Annotated in this window: 11 protein-coding genes; 5 read left to right on the forward strand and 6 right to left on the reverse strand. The window is 69.6% G+C overall.

Going from position 1 to position 16,652, the window contains the following annotated elements:
* Positions 1 to 42: 42 nt before the first annotated feature.
* From ACN469_RS35705 to purL, 3 genes are all read left to right on the forward strand, one after another.
* Positions 43 to 1,347 (forward strand): phospholipase C/P1 nuclease family protein, encoded by a 1,305-nt coding sequence (locus ACN469_RS35705; protein ID WP_498775505.1) that lies wholly within the window; start codon positions 43 to 45, stop codon positions 1,345 to 1,347.
* Positions 1,348 to 1,436: 89 nt separating this feature from the next.
* On the forward strand, positions 1,437 to 2,615 hold the full coding sequence (locus ACN469_RS35710; RefSeq protein WP_498775507.1) for an NAD-dependent epimerase/dehydratase family protein: 1,179 nt from the start codon (positions 1,437 to 1,439) through the stop codon (positions 2,613 to 2,615).
* A gap of 283 nt (positions 2,616 to 2,898) precedes the next feature.
* Positions 2,899 to 6,810 (forward strand): phosphoribosylformylglycinamidine synthase, encoded by a 3,912-nt coding sequence (gene purL, locus ACN469_RS35715; RefSeq protein ID WP_498775509.1) that lies wholly within the window; start codon positions 2,899 to 2,901, stop codon positions 6,808 to 6,810.
* A 60-nt stretch (positions 6,811 to 6,870) separates the two neighbouring features.
* Here purL and msrB read toward each other — a convergent pair whose 3' ends face one another.
* Positions 6,871 to 7,293, reverse strand: coding sequence for a peptide-methionine (R)-S-oxide reductase MsrB (gene msrB, locus ACN469_RS35720; RefSeq protein WP_498775511.1), 423 nt, complete (start codon positions 7,291 to 7,293; stop codon positions 6,871 to 6,873).
* Between the two features lie 211 nt (positions 7,294 to 7,504).
* On the opposite strand from msrB, the gene ACN469_RS35725 reads away from it, so the two are divergent.
* The gene (locus tag ACN469_RS35725; protein WP_498775513.1) at positions 7,505 to 7,921 is read left to right on the forward strand and encodes a CBS domain-containing protein; all 417 of its coding nucleotides are present in this window, start codon (positions 7,505 to 7,507) and stop codon (positions 7,919 to 7,921) included.
* 54 nt (positions 7,922 to 7,975) lie between these two features.
* On the opposite strand, the gene thrS is transcribed toward ACN469_RS35725, so the two are convergent.
* The 5 genes from thrS to ACN469_RS35750 form a co-directional block, all read right to left on the reverse strand.
* Positions 7,976 to 9,178, reverse strand: coding sequence for a threonine--tRNA ligase (gene thrS, locus ACN469_RS35730; RefSeq protein ID WP_498775515.1), 1,203 nt, complete (start codon positions 9,176 to 9,178; stop codon positions 7,976 to 7,978).
* 344 nt (positions 9,179 to 9,522) lie between these two features.
* The gene (locus ACN469_RS35735; RefSeq protein WP_498775517.1) at positions 9,523 to 12,081 is read right to left on the reverse strand and encodes a hypothetical protein; all 2,559 of its coding nucleotides are present in this window, start codon (positions 12,079 to 12,081) and stop codon (positions 9,523 to 9,525) included.
* Between the two features lie 162 nt (positions 12,082 to 12,243).
* Positions 12,244 to 12,624, reverse strand: coding sequence for a hypothetical protein (locus ACN469_RS35740; RefSeq protein WP_498775519.1), 381 nt, complete (start codon positions 12,622 to 12,624; stop codon positions 12,244 to 12,246).
* A 114-nt stretch (positions 12,625 to 12,738) separates the two neighbouring features.
* Positions 12,739 to 14,550, reverse strand: a complete 1,812-nt coding sequence (locus tag ACN469_RS35745) for an OPT/YSL family transporter (protein WP_498775521.1) — start codon at positions 14,548 to 14,550, stop codon at positions 12,739 to 12,741.
* A 105-nt stretch (positions 14,551 to 14,655) separates the two neighbouring features.
* Positions 14,656 to 15,678 (reverse strand): hypothetical protein, encoded by a 1,023-nt coding sequence (locus ACN469_RS35750; protein ID WP_498775523.1) that lies wholly within the window; start codon positions 15,676 to 15,678, stop codon positions 14,656 to 14,658.
* Positions 15,679 to 15,762: 84 nt separating this feature from the next.
* Here ACN469_RS35750 and ACN469_RS35755 point away from each other — a divergent pair, with 84 nt between their 5' ends.
* Complete coding sequence (locus ACN469_RS35755; RefSeq protein ID WP_498775525.1) at positions 15,763 to 16,581, forward strand: methylase; 819 nt, start codon at positions 15,763 to 15,765, stop codon at positions 16,579 to 16,581.
* Positions 16,582 to 16,652 lie beyond the last annotated feature (71 nt).

Raw genomic sequence — 16,652 nt, forward strand, 5'->3', positions numbered from 1 at the left:
CCTGGAAGCAACGGGCGTCCTCGCCGGTTGAGGCTGCTCACGATGCCGACCCCGCCGCGCCTCGCGCTCGCCGCCGCCTTGCTGTCCGTGGCCGCTCCGTCGGACGCGAGCGCCTTCTGGGTGAAGGACCACCACGCGCTGACCGAGGCCGCGCTCGAGCGGACCCTGGTGGCGGGAGGCCCGAGCTCCCTGGCCGCGCACCGGGACGCGGTGCTGCACGGCGCCACCGCGGAGGACCTCAACCTCCACGTGAAGTGGACGGGGTGGCACCACTTCTACCGGCCGGAGGGCTCGCTGGACTCCTCCTTGCGCGCGGGCTCCGACGCGCGGGTGAAGATGCTGTGGGAGGAGGCCCTCGACGCCGCGCGCGGGGGAGACCTGGGGCGGGCGTGGGACAGGGCCGGGCACCTGGCGCACCACATCCAGGACGTGGCCTCGCCGCCGCATGTCGTGCCGGTGAATCACAGCTTCGCGGATGGCTTCGAGCGGTGGGGCCTGCGCGACGTGCTGACGCGGCTGCCTTCGCGGGAGGTCGAGCCGCTGCCGGGGCCCGCGGCGCAGCATGCGCTCGCGCGCGAGACGCTGGAGGTGGTGCGCTCCCAGTTCCTGCGCGCGGAGGACGGCGTCGAGCTTCCGTGGAGCACGTTCTGGGCGGAGCCGGATGCGCGGCGTCCTGGCTCCTTCGGCGTCTACGGAAGCGTGGGCAATGCCTTCGGTCAGGCCGAGCCTCGCTGGAAGGACGGCGCGCACCGCGTGTCGCCCGAGACGTATGACGCCTTCATGGCGGAGCGGGCCGCCGCCGCGGTGGCATATACGCAGGCCTTCCTGACGTGGGCGGGCTCGCGCTTCGAGGCCCTCTCGGCGCCCGACGCACCTCCTTCCACGGCGCGAGGTTTCATCCCGTCACCGGAGCTGTCGCTCCAGGCGCTGGGAGGAATGGCCCGGGACTCGCGAGGCGCGACGCCCGTCGCCGGGCTGCGTGCGGGGCTGCCCTTGCCCCATGCGCTGCGCCTGTCGGTGGAGTGGACGCGGGGCCTGGGGCTGGGGAACAGGCCGCTGCCAGCGGGTGGGTGGAGCCTGGCGGTGCTGTCGCCGCCGCTGTGGGCGTGGCGTCCCGCCTATGCGGTGGGCGTGGATGTGCGGGCCTCGCTGGGCGTGGGGTTGTTCTCGCGGGAGGAGGGGACTCGCTTCGGCGTCCCGGTGGGACTGCGCGCGAGTGCCCTGCTCGGTGGGCCCTTCATCGCGAGCACCGAGCTGCGCTACCAGGGAGTGCACCCGTTCACCCAGGAGTGGACCCATGGGTTCGCGTGGACACTCGGCTTCGGTGTCGCGCTGGGTGACCGCTGAGCAGCGGGTTGTCTCGGGAATGAAACGCCAGACGCCGCGTTCTCGCGCGCGTCCCCCCCGAGTGCACCACGGCCCCTGGAGCCGTTGTCATGAAGACTTCGCGAAGGAAGTTCCTGCAGTACACCGCTACGGGTGCGTCGCTGCTCGCGCTCGGACCCGAGGTGATGGCCGCGCCGAAGAAGGGCGTGAAGAAGCGCATCCTCATCCTGGGCGGCACGGGGTTCCTGGGCCCCGCCGTGGTGGAGGCCGCGCGAGCGCGGGGCCATTCACTGACGCTCTTCAACCGGGGCAAGACGCGCCCCGAGCTCTTCCCCGACGTGGAGAAGCTGCGCGGGGACAGAGACCCGGACAAGGACGAGGGACTCAAGGCGCTGAAGGGCAAGAAGTGGGACGCCGTCGTGGACACGTCCGGCTACTACCCGCGCATGGTCCGCGCCTCGGCCGCGCTGCTGGCGCCGAACGTGAAGCAGTATGTCTTCATCTCCAGCGTGTCCGCGTACGCCAGCGACAAGACGCCTCGCGAGGACGAGAGCGGCCCCACTGCGACGCTGGCGGACCCCGCCGTGGAGACGATGGGCAAGGACTTCGAGTTCTACGGAGGCCTCAAGCGCGCGTGCGAGGAGGCGGCCGAGGCCGCGCTGCCGGGGCGCGTGGCCAACATCCGTCCCGGTTACATCGTCGGGCCGGATGACCGCTCGGACCGCTTCACGTACTGGCCGGTGCGCTTCGACCAGGGTGGGGAGATGCTCGCGCCCGGGACGGCCAAGGACCCGCTGCAGATCATCGACGTGCGAGACCTGGCCGAGTGGCTGGTGTTGCTCATCGAGGGCCAGGTGAACGGCGTCTTCAACGCGGTGGGCCCCGCGGAGCCGTGGTCGATGGGCGCGATGCTGGACACGTGCCGGCAGGTGACGGGACGGGACACGAAGGTGACGTGGGTGCCGGCGGAGTTCCTGGAGAAGCACGGCGAGACAGGCGATGTCCGCCTCCCCATCTACATGCCGCCCACGGGCACCAGCCTGGGCACGCACCTGCGTAGCAACGCGAAGGCGGTGAAGGCCGGGCTGAAGTTCCGCCCCGTGGACGTCACCGTGCGCGACACGCTGGCGTACTTCAAGGGGCTGCCCGAGGAGCGCCGGAAGAAGCCACGCGCGGGACTGCCCGCCGAGCGTGAGGCGGAGCTGCTGGCGCTGTGGCGCAAGGCCCAGGCCCCGGAGGAGAAGCCCGCCGCGACTCCGGTCCCCTCGGCTTCTGGCAAGGACGGGTAGCGCCCTTCGTTGATGGCGTGCACGGGGGATGACTCCCCGCACGCTGGACGCACCCCGGGCCGTCGTTCCCGGGGGCGTTCGCGCGCCGTGCGGAGCCCTCCGTGGGGTTGCCGAGTTTCCCCGCCTGTCACGAGCGCCGCGCAAGCTCTGACGTGTGAGCGGCTCCCACCGTGGCCCCTGTCCGCCTGGACAGCGAGCGGGCCGCGGCGAAGTCTGTCCTCGCCCACGCGACGCACGGTGATAAGGACGCCCCGGCTGTTACCCAGGGCCACACCTACTCCCCATGTCCAGCATGCACTTCCTGCGCGGCGCTCCTGTCCTCTCTGAATTCCGGCTCGCCAAGCTGCTCGCGCAGTGCCGCGAGCAGGTGCCCGGCGTGTCGTCCGTCTACGCGGAGCACGTGCACTTCCTCGACGCCCCGAGCGCCCTCTCCGAGGACGAGCAGGCGATGCTCGGTCGCCTCCTGGAGTACGGCCCCAAGGTGCCCTCGGGAGAGCGGGCGGGCAGCCTGCTGCTCGTGGTGCCTCGTCCGGGAACCATCTCCCCCTGGTCCTCGAAGGCGACGGACATCGTCCAGAACTGCGGCCTGGGGGCGAAGCTCAAGCGCCTGGAGCGCGGCCTCGCGTACTACGTGGCCGGCCCCGAGGGCCGCGCGCTGGAGCCCGCTCAGGTGGAGCGCCTCGCGCCGGTGCTGCATGACCGGATGACGCAGGCGGTGCTCAAGCGCATGGAGGACGCCGCCGTCCTCTTCTCCGAGCACGCGCCCCGTCCCCTCACCACCGTGGACATCCTGGGCGGTGGACGCGCGGCGCTGGTGACGGCGAATCGCATGCTGGGCCTGGCGCTGGCGGAGGACGAAATCGACTACCTGGTGGCGCGCTTCCTGGAGCTGAAGCGCAACCCCACCGACGTCGAGTTGATGATGTTCGCGCAGGCCAACAGCGAGCACTGCCGACACAAGATCTTCAACGCGAGCTGGACGGTGGATGGCAAGCCGAAGGAGCGCTCGCTCTTCCAGGCCATCAAGAACACCTACGCCCAGCACAAGGAGGGCGTGCTCTCCGCCTACAAGGACAACGCGGCCGTCATCGCGGGCTTCGAGGTGGACCGCTTCTTCCCGGACGCGGACACGGGCGAGTGGGGGACGGTGCGCGAGCCGTCTCACATCATGGTGAAGGTGGAGACGCACAATCACCCGACGGCGATTTCGCCGTACCCCGGCGCGGCCACTGGCGCGGGCGGAGAGATTCGCGACGAGGGCGCCACCGGACGCGGCGCGAAGCCCAAGGCGGGCCTGACGGGCTTCACCGTCAGCCACCTGCGCATCCCTGGCTACGAGCAGCCCTGGGAGCAGCCCTACGGCAAGCCGGACCGCATCGTCTCCGCGCTGGACATCATGATTGAGGGTCCGCTGGGCGGGGCCGCCTTCAACAACGAGTTCGGCCGTCCCAACCTGTGCGGCTACTTCCGCAGCTACGAGTCGCAGGTCGCCACGCCCGAGGGCGTGGAGGTGCGCGGCTACCACAAGCCCATCATGATCGCCGGCGGGCTCGGCAACATCCGCGCGCCGCACGTGCAGAAGGGCAAGCTGCGGCCGGGAGACAAGCTCATCGTCCTGGGCGGCCCCTCCATGCTCATCGGCCTGGGTGGCGGCGCGGCGTCCTCCATGGCGCAGGGCACGAGCGCGGCGGACCTCGACTTCGCCTCCGTGCAGCGCGACAACGCGGAGATGGAGCGGCGCTGCCAGCAGGTCATCGACCAGTGCTGCGCGCTCGGCGAGAAGAGCCCCATCCGCTCCATCCACGACGTGGGCGCGGGCGGCCTGTCCAACGCGCTGCCGGAGCTGGCGCACGACAACGAGCTGGGTGGCCGGCTGGAGCTGCGCGCGGTGCCCAACGCGGAGCCGGGCATGTCTCCGCTGGAGATCTGGTGCAACGAGGCCCAGGAGCGCTACGTGTTGGGCGTGGCACCGGAGGACCTGCCGCGCTTCGCCGCTTTCTGCGAGCGCGAGCGCGCGCCCTTCTCCGTGCTGGGAGATGCGACCGAGGCCCAGGTGCTCAAGCTGTCCGACGCGCGCCTGGGCACGCCGCCCATCGACCTGCCGATGGACGTGTTGTTCGGCAAGGCGCCGCGCATGCACCGCGACGCGACGTCGCGTCCGCTGACCCACGCGCCGCTGGTGCTGTCCAGTGACGTCAAGGTGCTGGCCGAGCGCGTGCTGAGCCACCCCACGGTGGCGGACAAGTCCTTCCTCATCACCATCGGCGACCGCTCGGTGTCGGGCCAGGTGGCGAGAGACCAGATGGTGGGACCGTGGCAGGTGGCGGTGGCCGACTGCGCGGTGACGCTGTCCACGGTGACGAGCACCACGGGCGAGGCGATGTCCATGGGCGAGCGCACGCCGCTGGCGGTGGTGGACGCGGCGGCCTCCGCGCGGATGGCGGTGGGCGAGGCGCTCACCAACATCGCCTCGGCGCGCATCGACAAGCTGTCCGACGTGAAGCTCTCCGCGAACTGGATGGCGGCGGCCGGCAGCCCTGGCGAGGACGCACAGCTCTACGCCGCCGTGCACGCGGTGGGCATGGAGCTGTGCCCGGCGCTGGGCCTCACCATCCCCGTGGGCAAGGACTCCATGTCCATGCGCACCGTCTGGGAGGAGGGCGGCGCGCGCAAGGCCGTGACGTCGCCGGTGTCGCTCATCATCTCCGCCTTCGCCCCGGTGCTGGACGTGCGCCAGTCGCTCACGCCGCAGTTGGTGGAGCTGGAGCAGGACACGCGGCTGCTCTTCATCGACCTGGCGAAGGGGAAGCAGCGGCTGGGCGGCTCCATCGTCGCGCAGACGCACTCGCAGGTGGGCCCCGAGGTCCCCGACGTGGAGGACCCGGCGCTCCTGAGCGGCTTCTTCGCGGCGATGCAGTCACTCAACGCGGAGGGCCGGTTCCTGGCCTACCACGACCGCTCCGACGGCGGCTTGTGGGCCACGCTGTGCGAGATGGCCTTCGCGGGCCACTGCGGCGTGGACGTGGACGTCGCGGCCCTGGGCGGAGACCCGACGGCGGCCCTCTTCAACGAGGAGCTGGGCGCGGTGGTGCAGGTGCGCTCGGCGGACGTGGCTCGAGTGCGTGAGGTGTTGGGGCAGCACGGCCTCGCGACGTCCTGCCACGAGCTGGGGCGGCCGACGGCCGCGCTGGAGGTCCGCGTGCGCCATGGCGCGCAGGCGCTGCTCTCCGAGGGCACCATGGACCTGAGGCGCATCTGGTCCCGCGTGAGCCACGAGCTGCAGAAGCGCCGCGACAACCCCGTGTGCGCGGAGCAGGAGTACGCGGCCAAGTGCGACGCGGCGGACCCGGGCCTCTCGCCGAAGCTGACGTTCGACGTGAGGCTGGACGTCGCCGCGCCGTTCGTGGCGAAGGGCGCCCGTCCTCGCGTGGCGGTGCTGCGCGAGCAGGGCGTCAACAGCCAGCAGGAGATGGCGGCGGCCTTCACCCGCGCGGGCTTCCTGGCGGTGGACGTGCACATGAGCGACATCCTCGCCGGGCGCGTGTCGCTGAAGGACTTCCACGGCGTGCTGGCCTGCGGCGGCTTCTCCTACGGAGACGTGCTGGGCGCGGGCGGAGGCTGGGCGAAGTCCATCCTCTTCAACCCGCGCGCACGCGATGAGTTCGCGGGCTTCTTCGCGCGCTCCGACAGCTTTGGCCTGGGCATCTGCAACGGCTGCCAGATGATGTCCGGCTTGAAGGACATCATCCCGGGCGCGGAGCACTTCCCGCGCTTCGTGCGCAACGCCTCCGAGCAGTACGAGGCGCGCCTGGGGACGGTGGAGATTGCCCGCACGCCTTCGCTCTTCTACCAGGGCATGGAGGGCAGCCGGATGCTCATCGCCGTGGCGCACGGTGAGGGCCGCGCGGAGTTCTCCGACGTCGCCGAGGCCGCGCGCGTCAACGCGCAGGGCTACATCACCACGCGCTGGGTGGACAACCGGGGCCAGGTGGCGGCGACGTACCCCGCCAACCCCAACGGCTCGCCCCATGGCATCGCCGGGGTGACGACGCGGGATGGCCGCTTCACCGTGACGATGCCGCATCCCGAGCGCGTCCACCGCACCGTGCAGCACTCGTGGCGGCCCCGGGAGTGGACCGGCGACGACGGCCCGTGGATGCGGATGTTCCGCAACGCTCGCGCCTGGCTGGGCTGAGCGACGCGGGCGGTGCCCCGACCTCGGAGACTCAGCCGAGGCCGGGGCAACACGTGCCGCCTACGCGCGGACCAGCTCCAGCGGCTGGCCTTCTTCCACGTGCTTCATCGCCGCCGAGTTCATGCAGTAGCGCTGCCCGGTGGGCGGTGGTCCATCCGGGAAGACGTGGCCCAGGTGGCCATCACAGCGGGCGCAGCGCACCTCGGTGCGCACCATGCCGTAGGAGCGGTCGCTGATCTCCGCCACCGAGTCCGCGCTCACCGGCTGGGTGAAGGAGGGCCAGCCCGTGCCGGACTCGAACTTCGTCCCCGACTTGAAGAGGGGATTGCCACAGCCGGCGCACACGTAGGTGCCCGGCGTCTTGGTTCCCAGGAAACACCCCGTCCCCGCGCGCTCCGTGCCGTGCTTGCGCAGGACGTCGTACTCCTCCGGGGTCAGGCGCTCGCGCCACTGGGCATCGCTGAGGGTGAGCTTGTCGACCATGCCATCACGCTCCTTTTGCCCGGGTCCACGCCCGGGGTTTCTCTTGGATGCTCATCCTGCCCAATCGTCGCGCCTGCTGGCCAACCCGGAATGGTGCCCCCTGTCCGCTCGTCCGCCCCTCCTCCGGGCCCAGGGGCGGGGCGAGCAGGATGTCCCCGCTGACGCCACGTTAGGCTGTAGCCCATCGTTCACCCCATCAGCGGAGGACGCCATGCGGATTGACGAGCTGATGACGAAGAATGTGGAGACCATCGAGGCCGACGAGTCGCTGCGCGTCGCGGCCCTGAGGATGCGCACGTGCAACATCGGCTCGCTGCCCGTCACCGAGAAGGGGCAGCTGGTGGGCATGTTGACGGACCGGGACATCACCGTCCGCTCCACGGCCCTGGGACAGGACCCCAACGAGACGCGGGTGCGCGAGGTCATGACGACCGCGCTCATCACCTGCGAGCCGGGCGCGTCACTGAGCGCCGCCGAGCAGCTCATGGAGGACAAGATGGTGCGGCGGCTCGTCGTCGTGGACGAGGCCCGCCGGCCCCTGGGCATCCTCAGCCTGGATGACCTGGCCACCGTGCCCGCGGAGGTGGTGCGCGCAGGCGCGGTGCTGGAGCACCTGATGCGCGGATAGGCACCCCCGAGGGGCGGGACGCCGGGAGGTCCGGCCCCACCCCTCGGGCTTTCATCAGGCGTCCGACGCAGGCCCGCAGGCGGCCACCAGCTCCGCCAGCCCCGCGTCCCACGACACGTCCCGCTGCGCCCCGTCCCGCTGGCGCAGCCTGACGCCGTTCGCCTGCACTTCACGCCCGCCCACCACGACGAGCCACGGGACTCCCGCCTGGTGCGAGTCCAGCACCTTGCGCGACAGCGACTCGTTGCGCGCATCCACCCGTGCGCGGCAGCCCGCTCGGCGCAGGCTGGCCGCGAAGCGCTCCGCGTAGTCCACCGCCGCCTCGCCCACGGGCACCACCACCACCTGCTCCGGCGAGAGCCACGCGGGCAGCGCGCCCCCGTGCTGCTCCAGCAACACGCCGATGAAGCGCTCCAGGCTGCCCAGCAGCGCGCGGTGAAGCATCACCGGACGGACCCGCGCACCCGAGCCATCCTGGTAGCGCAGGTCGAAGCGCTCGGGCAGGACGAGGTCGAGCTGAATCGTCCCGCACTGCCACTCGCGCCCCAGCCTGTCCTTCAGGACGAACTCCAGCTTGGGCCCGTAGAAGGCGCCCTGGCCCGGCTGGAGCTTGCAGTCCAGTCCAGCCTGCTTCGCCGCGGCGGCCAGCCACGACTCGGCCTGGTCCCAGACCTCGTCGCTTCCTGCTCGGGACGCCGGTCGGCCGGAGAAGGCCACCTGGACCTCGTCGAAGCCGAAGCTCGCGTAGAACTCCTTCAGGGAGCGCGCGAAGTGGACGACTTCGTCCACCACCTGCTCCGGGGCACAGAAGATGTGCCCGTCGTCTTGCGTGAACTGGCGCAGCCGGAACAGGCCATGCAGCGCGCCTCCCGGCTCACTGCGGTGCACCAGCCCGAACTCACCCAGCCGCAGGGGCAAGTCCCTGTAGCTGGGCGCCATGCGCTGCACGAGCTCGATGTGGCCCGGGCAGCTCACTGGCTTCACGGCGAGGTGGCGGTCGCCGTCCTCGAGCAGGAACATGTTCTCGCGGAAGTTCTCCCAGTGGCCGCTGCGCTCCCACAGGGGCTGCGCGTAGATTTGCGGCGTACGGACTTCGAGGTAGCCCTCGCGCTTCATGCGCTGGCGGACGCGCTCCTCCAGCAGTTGGTACAGCTTCCAGCCACGCGGGTGCCAGAAGACCATTCCCGGTGCCTCTTCCTGCAAATGGAAGAGGTCCATGCGATGGCCCAGGGAGCGGTGGTCTTGTTCGTCGAGCATTGCAGTGACTCCAGAGACGGAAGGGTTGAATGCCTTGCCGGACGGAGCACTGAGCGAGTGCACGGCTGCCCCGGCCGAAAAGGCGGGGCGGAAAGCCGTGCGGTCGTCTGCTTACTTCGCGACGCGCACCGCTCCACACCCGCCGTAGCGAGTCGTGGTGCCGGTGGTCGTGGAGAAGTTGACGAAGCTCACGAGGACTAAAATGCAGGCGGGCCCGATGATTGTCAACCGGACCCGCCGGACAGCCTGTCAGCCGATGCGTTGTCGGCCTCGTACTACCCGGTCAGATGAATCGAGCGTCGGCGCCCCGTTCGGTGCCGGTTTCTGCCCTACCGAAATCGGTTCTAATCCTGGCGCACGAAACGGATGCCGTACCAGTTGTTGCCGACGCGGGCGCGCGCGGAGAAGGCGCCTGTCTTCATCTGGTAGTCGTACGTGGCGTCACCGAACCCGATGTTCCAGTCGAAGGTCCAGCGGTTGGACTCTCCATAACACTGCGGCTTGCGGGCCTCGCCGATGGTCCACTTGAGACGATTTTGTTCGGCGAGCTGCATCACGCGCTTGGCGTACTCCTTGTAGCGCTGGCTGAACGTTGAATCGATCGAGTCGATCATGTTCTTGACGATGCTCTCATAGAGGTTCTGGTACGTGTTGCCGATGAGCGAGTTGAACAGGCTGTTGAGCCACTGCCCCACCTGGGCCGTCGTCACCCGGTAGCCCAGGGCGCTCGCGTTGACCTTGATGTTCATCGTCTTCACGACCCAGTTGCCAATCTTGTAGTCCGCCAGGCCATCGAACTTCGGCTGGGCAAGATTGTTGAACTGCTGCGGAGCCGGGAAGATGTAGTCCGTCCAGAGGTACATGTTGTCGATGGAAATCACCATCTCGTCGGCGTTCGAGGGGCCCCAGTAGCTGACGAACAGGAAGCGCTTCTTGCGCTGGAGCTTCGCCTTCACGCCAATGCGCTCGTAGACGATGCTGAGCGGCTGCCAGGTGTGCTGCGCCTTGAAGACGAAGCGCCGGTTGTCGGTGACACCCACGTCCTCCGAGCGCCGGAAGTTGGAGCCCACGGGGAAGGACGAATAGTTGAGGTTGGCGGGCGGAGTCGTGTTGCACGCAAGGGTGTCCTGGCAGAGGAACTCGCGCAGCCCGTTGTAGGCGGTGGGGCCCGTGCAACCCGCGGACAGCCAGGGGGCCCCCGGCTTCTGCGTCACAGGGACCTCCAGCACCGAGGCCGTGCCCGGCCAGAACTTGCGGCAGTAGGCGAGCGGGTCGAGGTTCGCGCCCGAGGTGCAGTCGGTGTCGTGGGTCCAGGCCCCGGACGACGTCGTGTGCAGGTTGACCTTGCCCCACCAGTACGCGATGCGGCCGTACTCCGTGCCCTTGTTGCCCTTCTCCGTCAGGGCGTCGGAGCAGGACGTCTTCGACTCCTGGACCTCGCTCTTCTCAGCCAGGGTGTCGGACCCGGACGGCTCCCCCTCCTGGGCCTCGCGCTTCTGGGTGAGGGTCTGGGCGCCGCCGCCCTCCTCGTCATTGCCCAGCAGCTTCATGTCGGGCACGCCGTAGTCCCGGCCCACCGCGCGCGTGACGCCCGGCATGACCTGATACCTGCCATTGCCCAGGGACGTCTCGCCCGGCACCGAGGTGTAGTTCGGGTCGACGTTGATGGCGTACTTGTTCGCGTTGTACCAGCTCCGGTACGCCGCGAGCTGAGACAGCTCGACAGTGAAGACACCCAGGTTCGTGATGTGGCGCAGCGTGCTGCCCACGACGACCTGCAGCTCGGGGTCGACGAGCTTGCGGATGGAGTCGTCGTCGGTGAGGTAGAGCTTGAGGTCGTTCAGGTACTCGGCCTCGGTGACGTCGACGATGGCATCACCCGCGGGGTCGCTGAACGAAGCGGCCTTGAGCGCCGCGTACGCGCTGTTGAAGCCCACCGGCATCATCTGCGCCTGCGTCAGCGGCGCGGTGACGGTGTAGGCGAGGGTGCCGGTGCAGGCGACCGCCGCGTAGCACCCCAGGCGGACCTCGTACGTCCCGCTGGTGCTGGCGGTGAAGTCGATGCGACTGCCCCGGCCACCACAGGCATCGTCGCCGCTGGCGACCACCGCGTTGCTGCCGTTGAGGACGCTCAGGTAGGTGTCACCCGTGAAGGCAGACCCCACGAGGCCACACGTCCCGAGGCTGAAGGTCTGCCCCTGCTCGAGCCGCAATGACAGGGTTGCGTAGTTCTGGGTCGCGCTGTTGGTGTTCGCGGTGTTGTAGGAGACGAAGCCGCTCGAGGTCCCCCCGGCGCCGATGGCGTCGTTGACGACATAGGCCGTCGTCCCGCTGCACGAGTTGCCGGAGTAACAGCCCATCCGGACCTGATACGTGCCCGTGGAGGGAGCGGTGAAGGTCGCGCGGCTGCCCGAGCCGCCGCAGGCGTCGTCGCTGTAGGCGACCTGGTTGTTGGCGCCATCATGGACGCGCAGGTAGGTGTCGCCCGAGGCCACCGAGCCCTCGACACCGCACGTACCGACGTCGAAGTCCTGGCCCGCCAGCAGGTAGACGGTGAAGGTGACGTAGTTCTGGCTGGCGCTGTTGGTATTGGCGGCGCTGTAGGCGTGCGTGCCGGTGATGGAGCCGGTGGAGGGAGCCTCCGCGGCATCGAACGCGCGCAGGAACCTGGTGAAGTCCGTCTCGGAGTTGAACTGGAGCGTCCCCGTCGGGAAGTTGCTGTCGACGACGAGCGTCGGGGCCACCCAGGGGACGGCCGGGCCGCTGCTGGCCAGCGCCTCCGACTTCGTCTCCGAGAGGGGCGCCGGCTTCTCCCCTTCCAGGGCCTCGCCCCCCTCTCCTCCACACCCCACCCAGCCAAGGGCCGCTGCTATCAAAAGCGCTCGAAATGCCTGGTGTCTCATCGATGAACTCCTCACCTGACCACGGGTCACGAACATCACTGTCAGTGAACCCGTGTCTCACAGCTTTCCAGCTTTTTCAAGCTAGCCATGTCTGGTCGGCTGTTGGAGCGACTCGTAGCTGAGGCAGCGGCTGGCGCTGAAGAAGCAGATGCTCAAGTCGTACTAGCAGCGATATCGCTTGTTGAAGCACGGGCATATGGCCTTGACCGTGCCCTCACAGCAATTCCCCGTGCGGTTGCACAGCATTCCTTCCAAATCGGCGCACGCCGGATAGGTCCCCGGACAGGCCGCTGGAGGGCAAGCAGTGAAGACGCCATCACACGTCACCCCGCTCTGATTCGCCGCGGAACAGGTCGCGCCCGAGCAGGAGACGGACTGTCCGTCGAAGCAGGTGGCGGTACACGTGGTGAGCTCCTGGCTGACGTCCGAAACCAGCAAGACGTCTTCCTGGACCTCCGCGGGCTCCGCACCGACGTCCGCTCCGCCACAGCCCATCAACGAGACACCGAGGACCGCTGCCATCATCACGATTGCGCGCTTCATGGAAACCCCCGCTTCGAGTCTTGTGTGAAACGTCTGTTCTCAGACGCTCCGTGCGGGTTCTTTCATGAGTGCGCTTTCGTGCGCAACAGCAGCCCTCTGGCCGAAACTGTCAAGTCACGCCAGCAGCGAGGCCAGGCCAATCAAGCCGGCGATGAGGAAGAAGAGGGACTCGCCCGCGATGAGGCCACCGCCCGCCAGGGACATGGTGCTCATGTCCTCGGGGAGCGCCTCTCCTTGTCCAGGGCTGCCCGCGGCGGCGGGGGCGCGCTTCTTCGTCACGGTGTTCCACACGGACGCGATGACGCCGCCCGCGCCGAACCACAGCGCCACCGGGAAGGACACGAAGGCGCCGAAGGACGACGCGTAGGGGCTGGCCAGCACCAGCGAGTCCATGGTCCAGCCCAGCGCGAAGCCCTCGCGCGAGCTCTTGATGTAGCGCTGGTAGCCCTGGTTGCGCTGGAGCAGCTTGCGCAGCACCTGGATGCCGAAGCCGAGCCCCAGGCCGAAGAACATCGCCTGAATCTTGGCGTCCGACAGCGAGCCCAAATCCCGGATGGCGCCCACCAGCTTGTAGGTCATGGCGGAGCCCCACTGGCCCACCGGGACGTTGGGGTTGTCGAGCTGGTTGACGGTCAGCGCGGGGTAGGCCGTCATGAAGACCTTCGCCAACCCCACGCACAGGAGCGCGCCCATGACGACGCCCATCACCTGGTAGCGGAACTGGATGACGCGGTTGGTGCCCAGGCGCCAGCCGGTGGAGCGGTCCTGCTGCATGTCGCAGCCCACGGACGTGGAGATGAGCAGGATGGTCGCCGCCATCAACCCCACCAGCGGGTTCTTCAGGCCCATCAGCGACATCAACATGATGGAGATGACGAACGCGCTGGAGATGGGGTTCTGGTCGGTGATGCCGTAGGAGATGCCGTTGATGAGCACGAACAGGAGCGCCAGCGCGAGGCCGAACGCGAGCCACGCCAGGGGCTGACCCAGCACGAGCGTGCCCACCAGCAGCGTCGCCGCGCCCCAGCCCACCACCCAGGCCAGCAGCCGGGGCATGTTGACCTTCTTCCACGCCGGCTCCTCGCCCGGCGCGGCGTCCGCATGGGCACGCATGCGCGCGACGGCCTGGACCGCGAGCAGCGAGAGGTCCACCGCCGCCGCGCCGCAAATCATGGCCAGACCGATGAGGAAGCCCACCTTGCGGAACGGGTCCGCCGCGCCCAGCCAGCCAAGCTCGCGCAGGTAGGGCAGCTGCCACGCGCCGATGACGGCCATCAGCACCGCGGGCACGGTGATGCGACTGCCGACAATCATGCCCGCGCCCAGCGTGGCGGCGCTCGTCCCGATGGCGCCGACGAAGGCAATCTTCTCCGTCATCCACGCGGCGATGGCGCCCAGCAACGTGCCGCCGCCCAGCTTGGAGATGGACGCCTTGAGCAGCCGCTTGTCCGTCAGCGCGCGCAGGATGTTGGCCACCGCGAAGCCCGACGGGTAGTCGAGCTGGAGCCGGTCCACGAGCAGCGGCGTGTAGAGCATGCCCACGCCCACCGCGAACATGCCCACGCAGCCCACGAAGAGCATCAGGTGCCACGCGGGGGGCAGCTCCATGCCCAGCCACACCATGGCCTGGATGAGCACGGACATGGCGCACAGCGAGGCCACCGACGCGGCCATCGTCTGCATGTAGTTGGCGCCGTGCTTGCCCTCCGCGCCGTAGCCGTACGTGACGGCGCTGCCGAGGATGCCCGCCAGCACCTGCCCGCCGACGAAGAAGCCCACGCTGAAGTTCATGTACGACGCGGCGATGCCACCCAGGGGCCCGAGGATGAAGAGGGCCACCGCGCTCAACAGCAGGTGGTACTTCCAGGTCCCCACCGGAGGCAGCCACCCGAAGCGCGGCTGCACCTGCTCGGGGGCGTCGGACATCGGGGACGGGGCGTGCTCCGGAGAGGGGAGCGGCGGGACGGAGTGGGCCATGTGCCGCGAAGGGTACCGGCATCCTCCACCGCTGTCACAACCCGCGACGTCGCGTCACGGGTCCTGGTAGCGCCTCGCTCGCACGGCGTCTCGAAGCCGGCTCCGCCCCCGGTAGAGGTGCAGGCCGTGAAACACCGCCAGTGCCACGAGGCAGAGCACGCCCAGCATCACATAGCGGCGGATGAGGTCGCCCTCCTGCCAGCCGTGCTCGTCCACCAGACGGCTCGGGTCGCTCAGGCCCACGCCCTCCATGCGTCCGAAGGGAATCTCCTCCGCGTTCGTCCTCGCCGCCCACCAGGTGACGAAGCAGTCCCAGAAGGCCAATGCGCCAATGGGCACCAGGCCCCAGCGCAGTCCCCGCACGTGGAGGTAGCTGCCGGGCCGCACGTAGAAGCACCCCATCAGCACCGTGCCCAGCACCAGCATCCCCGCGTCGCCGCCGAAGATGATGAGCGGCGTCGTGCTCGCCATGGGCAAGAGCAGCGTGCAGACGAGCTGGGCGGTGAGCAGCACCACGCCCCAGGTCACCCACGCCGGGCGACGCAGCTTCCATCCCAGCCACGTGAGCGCTCCGAGCGCACCCGCGAGCAGCAGCGCCAGCGAGTACCAGCGCTCCGAGCCCATGGAGGTCACCCAGAGTGACGGCACGGCGGGGATGCCGCACAGCCACGCGGTGATGGCGTGCCCCGCCTCGTGCACGAGCATGGTGAACAGGCGGACGATGAAGCGCAGCGAGCCGGTGGCCCCCAGGTAGCCCACGAACAGCGCCACGGGGACGACGATGAGGCGCAGCCGCAGCTCGTGCACGGCCTGCTCGTCGGCGGCGTCGAACGCGGCCGTCTCCGGCGGGTGCACGTCCGAGCGCAGGTCCGGCGGCGGCACGAGCCAGGCGGGGTCCACCTCGAAGGCCTCGGGCTCGGGAGGCGGCGCTGATGCCGCCGCCGCGCGTTCCTGCTCGGCCTTGCGCGCCGCCCGGGCCTCCGCGCGGGCGTAGATGATGCCGCAGCGAGGACACTCCGGCCCCTCCACGCGGGGCGCCTGACAGCCGGGGCAGGTGAGGGCGGAAGCAGGACGCACGCGAAGGAGCCTACCGGCCCGTGCGGGCGGGAGGGAACAGGGAGAGGCTTGACGCGCGAGCCGCGCCTCGACGAAGTGGGAGCCATGTCCACGCTGGATGCGAAGACACGAGGACGCACCGCGCCAGGGCGCCTGCGCGCGCTCGATGTCTACCTGTGCCGCTTCGAGCGCGAGCTGCTGTCGCGCGTCGACGGCGCCTGGGCCCGGGCCTCCTTCGTGGACGTGGGCTTCGGCGAGCACCCGTGGACGACGCTGGAGAGCGCGGAGGCGTTTCGCGCGCTCCAGCCGGACCTCACCGTCATCGGCGTGGAGCTGGAGGAGGCGCGCGCCCTGGCGGCCCAGGCCCACGCGGGGCCCCGCACCTCCTTCCGGCAGGGGGGCTTCGAGCTGCCGCTCTCGGAAGACGAGCCCGTCCGGCTCATGCGGGCCATGAACCTGCTGCGTCAGGGGCCCGCCGAGCGCGTCTCCGAGGTGCACCACGCCCTGGGTCGCTTCCTGCTGCCGTCGGGGCTGCTCGTGGAGGGAAGCTCGGACCCGGAGGGTTCAGTGCTCACCGCGCACCTGCTGCGTCGGGAGTCGGCGGACCGGGAGGCCCCTCCCACGCGCGAGGCGCTGCTGTTCCACACCGACTTCCGCAACGGGTTCGCGCCCTTGCTGTTCCGTGACTGGCTGCCCCGGGACTTGCGCCGACGCGTGCGTCCTGGCGAGCCCATGCACACCTTCTTCCAGGAGTGGACAGAAGCCTGGAGACAGGCGCGCGAGGCGGGACACACCTCGCCTCCTGATGCGTTCCACGAGTCCGTCACACGCCTGGGTGCGCGCCTGAGCGGGGTGGCCACGGAGCCGTGGCTGCTCGACTCGGGTTACCTCGTGTGGCGGCCGGAGGGTGGCGTGAGTCCCTGACGCGTGTGGCCAGCCGCTCGCGCCATGGCCCGAGGTGGTTTTCTCACGCCATGGGTCGCCACGCGCGGGTG

The organism is Corallococcus terminator (assembly GCF_049194865.1).
Taxonomy (GTDB): Bacteria; Myxococcota; Myxococcia; order Myxococcales; family Myxococcaceae; genus Myxococcus; species Myxococcus terminator_A.